Origin of the sequence: Roseibium sp. (genome assembly GCF_048261595.1) — a bacterium.
Lineage (GTDB): Bacteria > Pseudomonadota > Alphaproteobacteria > Rhizobiales > Stappiaceae > Roseibium.
The window spans coordinates 1,629,564-1,639,901 of sequence record NZ_JBLXFW010000001.1 but is presented as its reverse complement, the minus strand read 5'-3'; the positions used below and the strand labels follow the sequence as shown (position 1 = coordinate 1,639,901).

General features: G+C 59.6%; 11 protein-coding genes. 2 read left to right on the top strand and 9 right to left on the bottom strand.

The genetic code is table 11. The features are described from left to right. Positions 1 to 348 precede the first annotated feature (348 nt). Positions 349 to 1,257: a LysR family transcriptional regulator gene (locus ACN0SY_RS07345; protein ID WP_417685823.1), complete on the bottom strand. Its 909-nt coding sequence runs from the start codon at positions 1,255 to 1,257 to the stop codon at positions 349 to 351. A gap of 170 nt (positions 1,258 to 1,427) precedes the next feature. Here ACN0SY_RS07345 and ACN0SY_RS07340 point away from each other — a divergent pair, with 170 nt between their 5' ends. Both ACN0SY_RS07340 and ACN0SY_RS07335 read left to right on the top strand, forming a co-directional pair. Further along, positions 1,428 to 2,075: a glutathione S-transferase family protein gene (locus tag ACN0SY_RS07340; RefSeq protein ID WP_417685821.1), complete on the top strand. Its 648-nt coding sequence runs from the start codon at positions 1,428 to 1,430 to the stop codon at positions 2,073 to 2,075. A 30-nt stretch (positions 2,076 to 2,105) separates the two neighbouring features. After that, positions 2,106 to 4,106: a pyridoxamine 5'-phosphate oxidase family protein gene (locus ACN0SY_RS07335; protein ID WP_417685819.1), complete on the top strand. Its 2,001-nt coding sequence runs from the start codon at positions 2,106 to 2,108 to the stop codon at positions 4,104 to 4,106. A 26-nt stretch (positions 4,107 to 4,132) separates the two neighbouring features. On the opposite strand, the gene ACN0SY_RS07330 is transcribed toward ACN0SY_RS07335, so the two are convergent. The 8 genes from ACN0SY_RS07330 to ACN0SY_RS07295 all read right to left on the bottom strand — a co-directional run bounded on the left by ACN0SY_RS07330 (position 4,133) and on the right by ACN0SY_RS07295 (position 10,329). After that, entirely contained in the window at positions 4,133 to 4,792 is a 660-nt protein-coding gene (locus ACN0SY_RS07330; RefSeq protein ID WP_417685817.1) for a helix-turn-helix transcriptional regulator, read from the bottom strand. 244 nt (positions 4,793 to 5,036) lie between these two features. Further along, positions 5,037 to 5,708: an HAD-IA family hydrolase gene (locus ACN0SY_RS07325; RefSeq protein ID WP_417685815.1), complete on the bottom strand. Its 672-nt coding sequence runs from the start codon at positions 5,706 to 5,708 to the stop codon at positions 5,037 to 5,039. Beyond that, positions 5,683 to 6,420: an HAD-IA family hydrolase gene (locus ACN0SY_RS07320; RefSeq protein WP_417685813.1), complete on the bottom strand. Its 738-nt coding sequence runs from the start codon at positions 6,418 to 6,420 to the stop codon at positions 5,683 to 5,685. The genes ACN0SY_RS07325 and ACN0SY_RS07320 overlap by 26 nt, the downstream gene beginning before the upstream one ends. Beyond that, positions 6,417 to 6,974: a thioredoxin family protein gene (locus tag ACN0SY_RS07315; protein ID WP_417685812.1), complete on the bottom strand. Its 558-nt coding sequence runs from the start codon at positions 6,972 to 6,974 to the stop codon at positions 6,417 to 6,419. Before ACN0SY_RS07315 ends, ACN0SY_RS07320 begins: the two co-directional genes overlap by 4 nt. 25 nt (positions 6,975 to 6,999) lie before the next feature. Further along, positions 7,000 to 8,127 (bottom strand): pyridoxal-phosphate-dependent aminotransferase family protein, encoded by a 1,128-nt coding sequence (locus tag ACN0SY_RS07310; RefSeq protein WP_417685811.1) that lies wholly within the window; start codon positions 8,125 to 8,127, stop codon positions 7,000 to 7,002. Between the two features lie 47 nt (positions 8,128 to 8,174). Beyond that, positions 8,175 to 8,882, bottom strand: a complete 708-nt coding sequence (rpe, locus tag ACN0SY_RS07305) for a ribulose-phosphate 3-epimerase (protein ID WP_417685809.1) — start codon at positions 8,880 to 8,882, stop codon at positions 8,175 to 8,177. 97 nt (positions 8,883 to 8,979) lie between these two features. Continuing rightward, a complete protein-coding gene (cbbX, locus tag ACN0SY_RS07300; RefSeq protein ID WP_417685808.1) occupies positions 8,980 to 9,918 on the bottom strand; it encodes a CbbX protein in 939 nt (312 codons plus the stop codon). Between the two features lie 21 nt (positions 9,919 to 9,939). Beyond that, the gene (locus tag ACN0SY_RS07295; RefSeq protein WP_417685806.1) at positions 9,940 to 10,329 is read right to left on the bottom strand and encodes a ribulose bisphosphate carboxylase small subunit; all 390 of its coding nucleotides are present in this window, start codon (positions 10,327 to 10,329) and stop codon (positions 9,940 to 9,942) included. Between the last annotated feature and the right edge of the window lie 9 nt (positions 10,330 to 10,338).

Below are 10,338 nucleotides of genomic sequence, written 5' to 3'. Positions count from 1 at the left end.
ACCTCTGATGGGCCCCATCAAGGAGGGCTAAGCCCGACGCACAAGGGCACAAAAGACAAATCCTGCCCCCGCAACCAGATCAACGAAAACATATAAAAAGCCTCGCTCAAACGCAGCGCTTATGCCGGTTGAAACGCGCAAAACCCTATCGCAGGCGAAGTCTTCATCTTAACCTACGATCGTAGCGCGGCGCCCCGAAAGACCGACAACGAAACAAAATGATACAAGGCACCTCAAAGGGGCCTTCTTGCATTCGATAAGCCCCATCCAAATCAAAAACGCACGCCACACACGCACGGGACGGAACACATCGAGGCCCGTGGTCTCGATGTGGCGCAGGCGAACCCTTCAGAACGCGGCATCTGAGATCGATTTTCGGAGCTTTCCGACCGAAAAGTCGATAAAGGCCCGCAGCTTCTGGGGGGGAAGCGTCTGAGGTTCATAGACAAGGTGTACAGGCGCCGGCTCCGGTTCGAAATCAGTCAAGACAGGCACAAGCGATCCGTCCTTCACCGCCCGGCTGACCTGGTACGACAGGAGCTGCGTCAGCCCGAGACTGCGCTGCGCGGCGGATGCCGCAGCTTCGGCGGTCGTCACCCGCAATGTCGGCGTGACGGGCAGCGATCGAATGGCGCCGTTGGCATTGAACACCCATGCATTCGTTGAGCCTCGTCGATCGAAGTTGATGCACGCATGCCCTGCGAGATCTTCCGGCTCTGATGGTACACCCATGCACTCGAGGTAGGCTGGACTGGCGCAAACGACCCGGCGCAGTTCGCCGACCTTTCGAGCCATCAGGTTGCTGTCGGCAAGAGCGCCGATGCGCACCGCCAGGTCGATGCGCGCTTCGATCAGGTTTATCGGATGATCGGCTTGGTCAAACCGTATGCTGACCTCCGGATAGCTGCGCAAGAAGTCTATGATGATGGGCAGGACGTGGATCTGGCCGAATTCTATCGGAGCGGTGAGATGCAATGTTCCCCGAGGCGTCACGAACTCACCTGCGGCGACTTGTTCGGCTTCGGCGACATCTTCCAGGATACGCCGGCAGGCGGCGGCATAGGCCGCGCCGGAATCGGTCAGTGCCAGCCCTTGTCTTGATCGCAACACAAGCTGTGTCGTCAGCGCTGTCTCAAGATCGGAAATTCGGCGGCTGACAGTGGCGACAGGCATTCCAAGCGCCCTTGCTCCCGCAGAAATGCTGCCTTCGTCAATGACACGCAGCAGAATGGACATTGTCTGAAGGCGGTCTGTCACTCAATGGTTCCAAAGAATGGAAGGTTGGATCTCAAAACTAGCCAGTTTAACGCATAAATGGAATGAATAAATCTGGTCTAGCCAGCCGCAACGGTCAGGCAGTGAGCACTCATTTCACCAGCTTCGGGCAGTTGGCCAATCGCGAAGCATGGATATGGAAGGACCAGACAATGAATTCTAGATTTCCAGCCGGGGCGCAGCCGGTCAAGCTTTACGGCTTTCCGCTCTCGGGCCACAGCCATCGTGTAAACCTGCTTCTTTCGCTCCTCGATGTTCCACACGAGGTCATCACGGTCGATCTGCCCAACGGTGCGCACAAGTCCCCGGATTTTCTGAAGCTGAACAGTTTTGGCGTTGTGCCCGTGATTGATGACAACGGTTACATCCTGTCGGAGTCGACTGCGATCCTTGTTTACCTGGCCAAAAAGTACGATCCGTCCGGGAAGTGGTTGCCGGAAGACGCCGGGAAGGCTGGGGAAGTACACCGCTGGCTGGCGGTCGCCTCTGGCGCCCTGGCGGCGGGGCCGGGGGCAGCCCGTCTCGTCAAGGTCTTCAATGCGCCGCTCGATCATGCTGCGGCGACGAAGAAGGCACATGATCTTCTGACGGTTCTCGAAGAGATCCTGTCCTCCCGGAGCTATTTGGCCGGAGACGAAATCACCATCGCGGATATCGCCGGATACAGCTATGTCGCGCACGCGCCCGAGGGAGGCGTCTTCCTCGATGACTATCCTGCGGTTCGCAAGTGGCTGTCCCGCATTGAAGCCCAGGACCGCTTTATCGGCATGCCGAAATCGGCCATTCCGGAAGCCGCCTGATCCAGGCCTGAAAGCGAAGGGGTGGGACAGGTGAGCTCGATCTTTCATGAAGGCGAAGTGGCCGCGCAGAACCGGGCCGGTGTCACCGCGGATCGGCGTGCGCGCGTCGAAGCTTTTATACGACCCTTCATGCCTGAGCAGCACAGGGAGTTCTTCGAGAGCTTGCCTGTCCTCTTCCTGGGGCTGATCGACGAGCGGGGACGCCCGTGGGCAACCCCGGTCGTCGGGACCTCCGGCTTTGTCACGACACCCACGGCAGGCCGGATGAATATTTCGGCCACCCCGGGTTTGCTGGATGACCTGAACTTGCAGCTTGAGACCGGGGCGCGGGTCGGCGTTATCGGAATTGAACTTGCGACCCGCCGGCGGAACCGGATGAACGGCCGGATCGCCATGGCGTCGCCGCAGCAGTTTTCCGTCGAAGTGGATCATTCCTTCGGGAACTGCCCGAAGTATATCCAGAAGCGCCAGTTCGACATGTCCGCATGGGCCGCGCAAAGCCCGGTCGCAGCGAGAGTTGCCAATGACAACCCTGAGGTTTTGCGGATCGTCAGGGAGGCGGACACATTCTTCATTGCCTCCCGGTCGGCCGACATCGCTGACGGTCCCGGTGCGGGGATTGATGTCTCGCATCGTGGCGGCAAGCCCGGTTTCCTGAGGCCCCGCGCCGACGGCACCCTGTCTTTCCCGGACTTCGCCGGAAACCTGTTCTTCAACACCTTGGGCAACATCGAGATGGATGGCCGCGTAGGCCTTTTCATTCCCGATTTTGCCAGCGGCGATGCCATCTATGTGACAGGCGCCGCCAAAGTGGACTGGTCGGCCAAGCAGGCTGCAAGCTTTGAAGGTGCCGAACGGATCGTCAATGTGACGCCGGACGAAATCTGGATTGCGCGCGGCGTCATGCCGAAGGCTGGCGCCTTGATCGAGATAGCTCCCGATCTAGAGCGGACGGGCTCGTGGCAAGAACCGCTTGAGGCGGCGGGGCGTTTGGAGAATTACGAGCCCTTCGAGATTTCCGCAAAAGTTCGAGAGAGTGACACCATCACTTCGTTTGACCTGAAGCCGGCGCAGGGCGGCAAACCGGCCCCGCATCGCCCGGGTCAGTTTGTGCCGATCAGGATCACTGATGGTGATGAACGAATTCTCCGTTCCTATACGATTTCCAGGGCACCTGATGGCCAGAGCTACAGGCTGTCGGTCAAACGCGAGCCTGGGGGACGGGGTTCGCCCTTGCTGCATGACAGGTTCGACGTTGGCGACGTCATCGAAGCCGGAACACCCTCGGGTACATTTGTCCTCAGGGATGGAAGCCGGCCCGTGGTCATGCTGTCCGCCGGTGTCGGAATCACGCCGATGGTTGCGATGCTTGAGGGACAGCTCCAGGCAGTTCGGCAGGGCAGCACACCAAGAGAGATCTGGTTCATCCATTCGGCCAGAAATGGCCGTGAGTTTGCCTTCGGAAGCTGGTTGCAGCGGATCGCGCAGGAAAACACCTGGCTCAGGCTGTTCATCTCGTTTACCGCGCCGAATGCCGAGGACCGGTTGGGGCAGAGCCACGACCGCGAAACACGGCTTGATGCGGAACTTCTGCGGGATCTTCTGCCGTTCGGCGTCTATGACTTTTATATCTGCGGACCCGGCGGCTTTATCCGAACGCTCCAATCCGGACTTGTGAAGCTTGGAGTGGAGACGGCGCAGGTCCACACCGAGTTCTTTGGGCCGGGCAGCGGGAGTGAGCTTTCCGAAGTGGAATTGCAGCTTCCGGAGAAGGTCGAGATTACGTTCAAACGGTCGGACAGAACAATGATCTGGACCCCGGAGCAGGGCACGCTTTTGCAGGCGGCATTGGCGGCAGGGTGCAAGCCGGAATTCAGCTGCGGCAGCGGCAGCTGCGGAACCTGTGCGGTTCGCAAACTTGACGGCGAAATACAGTATCGTGCGACGCCGGAGGCCAGCGTTCCGCCCGGCCACGTTCTTCTATGCTCCGCCTATCCGCAATCGAAACGGCCGCTCTCGCTGGACGTGTGACGTCTTGCGGCGGACAGCTTGACCGCTCAATCCGACAGGTCGCATGAGACGGACAGGGCGATCAGATGGGCAACATTCTTTGCAGAAAATTTCCGGCGGAGAGACTCTATCCGATGCTCAATCGTGCGGGGGGATAGATCAAGCTCGACACCGATCTCCTTCGCACTAAGTCCGAACGACAAGAACCGGAGCACCTCCCACTCCCTTTGTGTCAACTTCGGGGAAATCTCAGGTGCGGGCAACATGATCCTGGGCCTTGAAAAGGATACCGTCCAAGGCGACCGGCTGTCGGAGGTCTTCTGCGGCAAGATGATACGATCATAGACAGTGAAAATGCGACCGTGGGCCGTATCCATCTGTGTGGTCACGGTATCTACCCGCGGCCGCTGAGCCTCACGTGCATCAAGGTAGTGCGGCAAGACCACGTTGCGAATGTAATCCTGATCTTCAAACTCGCCGAGGGCGAGGCCATCCTTGATGAACCTAAGGCTCCTGACGGGCACGTTCAGGCGGAAATCCCTTGGATCATCATGCGTCATGTCCAGATGCATGAGGTTCATTTCAGGCAAAGCGACCAATGGGAGCATCAGTCTGATCAATCGTTCGGGCATTTCCATGTCGGCGGGCTTTGTTTGCTCCCAGATATCGAGCGCCGCTCGCACACAGTCTTCAAAATCGTTAGCCAAGCCGACGGTTGCCTCCAGTTGCCCTCGAACAATGTATATATCAGAGCGAGTGAACCTGTCCTATTGAACCTCTGAATAGATGTGATGGATAATCCGCCTTGCACCACTTTCAGGGAGAGATAGGCAAAAATCGTGAATTCCCAGGCACCTGTGACTTCACGGGTTGGCTTCGGGAAATCGGGCCCAATCCATGGCTGTATTTGTTATCTGCGCAACACAAAGAGAGATTTGGCTCGATAGTCGCTTAGGCGCATAGTGCTTCCCCGCACAGATCCGCCCAGGAAGAGAGGATCCTGTTGGCCTCGCTGAGATTGTCTCTGCGCGTGTAGGTGGCGGGGGAGGCAATGCACATGAGGCCCGCTCGCCTGGCGGCAGCGACGCCATTCGCCGAGTCTTCAAAGGCGAGGCAATCCTGTGGTGACAGGCCAAGGTCTTCGACGACCTTCAGGTATACTTCAGGATCGGGTTTCTTCGCCGCGACGTCCTCTCCGGTACGGATGGAACGGAATTGCTTCAAGACGTCGGAGCCAAGGGTCATATCAAAAAGGGCGTCGACATTTGGCCGGCTCGTCGTGGTGGCAATTGCCAGCTGGCAGCCGTGGGACAGGCCCTTGGCGATTATCTCGGCAATGCCGGGCCGGAGCGTCAGCATACCCGATGCGACCTGTTCATTGTAAATCTTGGTCTTGCGGGCATGCAGTGCAGAAGCATCGATTGCCCCGGACCTCGTGCTTGCCGAGTAGGCTTGAATGCGCTCGCGTCCACCGGTGACCTTCAGGAGGTCTGCATAGACGCCGGGCGACCACTCCCACGGCAGTCCGGCCTCCTCGAACGCCTGATTGAATGCGATCCTGTGCAGTTCCTCCGTCTCGGCAATGGTTCCGTCGACATCAAATACAAGGGCCCTGATCGGCATCTCCTGCTAGCTCCTTCAGCTCATCGAGTGCGACAGGCAATTCTGCCAGCGAGGCAATGACGACATCCGCTCCGAGTTCCCTTGCCGGCACTGGCGTATAACCGCCCTCGACGGCAACGCTCGCAATTCCGGCCGCTTTTGCCGCGCCGATGTCGGCAGGACTGTCGCCGATCATCACGGCCCGAGCGGCGTCACGATCCATCGCCTTCAGCGCATGAAACAGCATATCGGGTTCCGGCTTGCGGGCCGGGCCGGTATCTCCGCCGACAACGCTGGCAACCAAGTCCGAGAGGCCGAAGTGATCGAGGATCTGACGGGTCGGGGCTTCCGGTTTGTTGGTAACAACCGCAAGCTTCACACCGGCCTGGTGGAAGGAGTGCAGCACGTCACGAGCGCCCTTCATGAGCTGCGTCTGGTCGGTCAGGTGATCCTGGTAAATTTCCAGCATCCGCGCCGTCATCACGTCGTGATGATCTCCGGCCAGCGATATTTCGCGAGCACGAAAGGCCCTTTCGACCAGCTTTGCGACGCCATTCCCGATCATGCCGCGCACCTCGTCGCGAGAGAGCGGGTCAAGAGATTCTGCCACCAGCAGCTTGTTGATCGAGGTTGCGATGTCCGGAACGGAATCGATCAGCGTTCCGTCGAGATCGAAGAGAAGTGCGTCCGGCCAGAGGCGACGGCCGGAGCCTGAAGTGTAGTGTCTGTTCACGCAGTTTCTTTCCATTTGATGCCGCAGCCCATGGAGGGGACCTGGTCAAGGGGTCCTTCTCCGGTCTCGGCGATCTGTTTCATGGCCTCGAAAAGGTCCCGGCGCACGTCGGCTGGTCCTTCCTCCTTGCGCGAAGCATCGAGCCGCCCCCTGTACTGAAGTTCCAGACCGGCGTTGAAGCCGAAGAAGTCGGGCGTGCAGACGGCGTCATAGGCACGCACGACGCTCTGGTCCTCGTCATAGAGATAGGGGAAGGGGAAACGCTCCTGTTCCGCGATCGCCCTCATGTTTTCGAAGCTGTCCCTCGGATAGGCCTCCGCATCGTTCGCACTGATCGCGACAACCCCGACCCCGAGTGTCATCAGCTCAGCGGCATCGCGAATGATCCTGTCCCGTACCGCAATCACATAGGGGCAGTGATTGCAGATGAACATCACGAGCGTGCCTTTCGGACCTCGGATGTCGGTGAGGCTCAGCATGCGTCCGTCGGTCGCCGGCAACTTGAAATCGCGGGCCTTCCAGCCGAACTCGCAGACGGGCGGGGTTTTGGCCATGGCTTTGCTCCCTTTGGTCGGCAGATCAGGCGACCGCTTGCCGTCCGGCCTCTGTCAGAACGTGACCGAGCATGTCGACGAGGCGTTCCACGCTTTCCGGTCTGGCCGTCTGTCCCATCAGTCCGATCCGCCAGACCTTTCCTGCAAGATTGCCAAGACCTGCGCCGATTTCAATGTCGTGCTTGTTCAAAAGCTCGGCGCGGACGAAGGCCTCGTCGATGTCGTGCGGAACAAGAACGGTATTCAGCTGCGGCAGCCTGTGCGCTTCGTCTACCAGAAATTCCAGCCCCAATTCCTGAAGCGCGTCCGCAAGGCGGTCATGCAGGGCCCGATGGCGGATCCAGCTTGCCTCTAGTCCCTCCTCGAGCAGGTCGCTCAAACCCCTGTGCAGACCATAGATCGCATTGACCGGAGCTGTGTGGTGATAGGAGCGGCCGCCTGTGCCCGACCAATAGCCCAGAACGAGGTTGAGATCGCAGAACCAGGACTGCACCTGGGTTCTGCGGGCCTTGATGGCCTCGATCGCGCGTTCAGAGAACGTGATGGGGGCAAGTCCGGGCGGAACGGACAGGCATTTCTGCGTTCCCGAATAGACGACATCGGCCTTCCATTCGTCGACATTCACCGGAATGCCGCCAAGGCCCGTTACAGTGTCGACCACGCTCAGAATACCGGCGTCGTGGGCAATGCTGCAAAGGCGCTCAGCGTCGGAGCAAACACCTGTAGACGTCTCTGCGTGAACAAAGGCGAGAAGCTTGGCTTCCGGGTGAAGTTGCACCGTTTCCGCAACTGTTTCCGGGCAAACCGGCTTTCCCCATTCGAAGGACAGCGGCACGACCTTGGCCCCGGCGCGTTTGGCGATGTCGGCCATCCGGCCGCCAAAGACACCGTTCTGCGCGATGATCGCGGTGTCTCCCGGTTCCAGCAGGTTGACAAGGGCGGCTTCCATTGCGAGCGACGCCGGTGCCGAAATCGGGAACGTCATTTCGTTCTTTGTCCGGAAGACACGCCGGAGCTGCTCCTTCACGTCCTCCATCAGGCTCTGGAAAGCCGGATCCAGATGCCCGATCGTCGGCTGCGCCAGTGCTTTCAGCACAGCTGGGGATACGTTAGACGGGCCGGGACCCATCAGGAGTCGGTTTGGTATGTGCATTGCTGTCCTCCCTTTGCTCGACCGAACTCCGTCGGCGTATTCGCGGTTCAGGCTGCCGACCGCAGCGCGCCCTCCGACGCTGATCGAATTGCATTGATGTTGGTCCGGTAGGCATCTGCGGACCCACCCTTGAAGATCGCGGAACCGGCGACGAGCACGTTTGCCCCCGCTGCCGCAACAAGCGGTGCCGTCTCGGCAGTCACACCGCCGTCGACCTCGATGTCGATGGGACGGGCTCCGATCAGAGACTTGATGCGGGCGATTTTCTCGACCACGGCCGGAATGAATTTCTGACCGCCAAAGCCCGGATTGACACTCATCACCAGGATCAGGTCGACCCGGTCCAGCACATATTCCAGAACGTTTTCCGGGGTCGCCGGATTGATCGATACACCGGCCTTCTTGCCGAGGTTGCGGATGGCCTGCAGCGACCGGTCCAGATGGGATGTGGCTTCGGCGTGTACGGTGATAATGTCCGACCCGGCCTTGGCGAAGGCTTCCAGATACGGGTCGCAGGGTTCGATCATCAGGTGCGTATCGAAGATGCGATCCGTGTGTGGTCGCATGGCGGCAATGACATCGGGACCGAAGGTGATGTTGGGCACGAAATGACCGTCCATCACATCAAGATGGATCCAGTCGGCTCCGGCCTGGACCACTGTCCGGATCTCTTCGCCCAGGCACGAGAAATCGCTGGCCAGCATGGAAGGGGCGATGATCGTGTCGCTCAAACGCTCGGACTGGGAACTCGGCATGTTTCATCTCCCTGATGGAATTGAGGGGCGGCGGAGACGCGAGCGGGGAGGCCCGCCGCCCCATTCCAGCGCCCGCCAACTGGGCGCCATCGGTGTTCTATTTTCGCTCCGCCTGCAGCGGCTGCACATTGCTGTCGCTCATCGTGAAGACACGGCTGACCGCTATGTCCTCTGGCTTGATGGTCGACAGGTCTTCCGCCGTCACGGGCCCCTTTGATGTTTCGAACAGACGGTTCGCCTGGCGCAACCGGGCACGGTCGAGCGCGTTCCGGATAGAGCGGGCATTGGCGAAATGCGGCTGCGTGCGGCGCAGGCGGATGTACTCCGCCATCAGGTCCCGGGCTTCGGGATCAAGGTGATAATTCTGCTGCGCCAGCATCGTCTCCGCGATGGTCAGAAGTTCGTTGTTTTCATAGTCCGGGAAATCGATGTGATGGGCGATGCGGGACCGGAAACCAGGGTTGCTCTCGAAGAACTGGTCCATCCGGTCGGCATAGCCGGCCAGGATGACGACCAGATCGTCGCGGTTGTTCTCCATCACCTGCAACAGGATCTCGATGGCTTCCTGACCATAATCGCGTTCGTTGTCAGGCTTGTAGAGGTAGTAGGCTTCGTCGATGAACAGCACGCCGCCCATCGCCTTCTTCAGGATTTCCTTTGTCTTCGGGGCGGTGTGGCCGATGTACTGGCCGACCAGATCGTCCCGCGTGACGGAGACCAGGTGGCCTTTCCGGATGTAGCCGAGCCGATGCAGCAGATCCGCCATCCGGAGAGCGACCGTGGTCTTGCCCGTTCCCGGATTGCCGGTGAAACTCATGTGCAGGGTCGGGGTCTCGTAGGACAGTCCCATTGCCCGACGGGCGCGTTCCACCAGCAGCAGCGCAGCGGTTTCCCGGATGCGCTGCTTGACCGGCTTGAGGCCGACAAGCTCCCTGTCCAGTTCGTCGAGGATCTCCGCAACACCAGAGGTCTTGTACTCTTCTGCGAGGTCCACCGAGGTGACCGGTGCTGCTTCTGTCTTGTCGTCTTCGGACATGTCTTGTCAGCCTCTGTCTCGTTAGTTCTGAACGGCCCAGGAGTAGTTCTGGGTCCGCCCGCCCACGTCTGTCCGCGTCATCGTGATCTTCGGCTCTTCCTTTGGGCGGCCGACGATGAAGGACATCGTCACGGTCTCGAAGCCACGAGTTGAATCGAAGGCGTTGAGCCGGATGTAGGCATCGGGATGGGCCTTCCGGCACTCCTCGAGTTCCATCATCACGCCCTTCGGGTCCTTCAGGTCGAACATCGGGTGCCCGAACATTTCCCAGTAGGTGTTCCTTGGGTGCGGGTCGTAGGTGTATTCCACCCCGACCGCCCATTCGTTGTTGAGGCAGTATTCCACCTGCGCGGAGATCTGCTCTTCGGTCAGATCGGGCAGGAAGGAAAAGCATCCTTGAGTGATACGCATGGGTTGTCT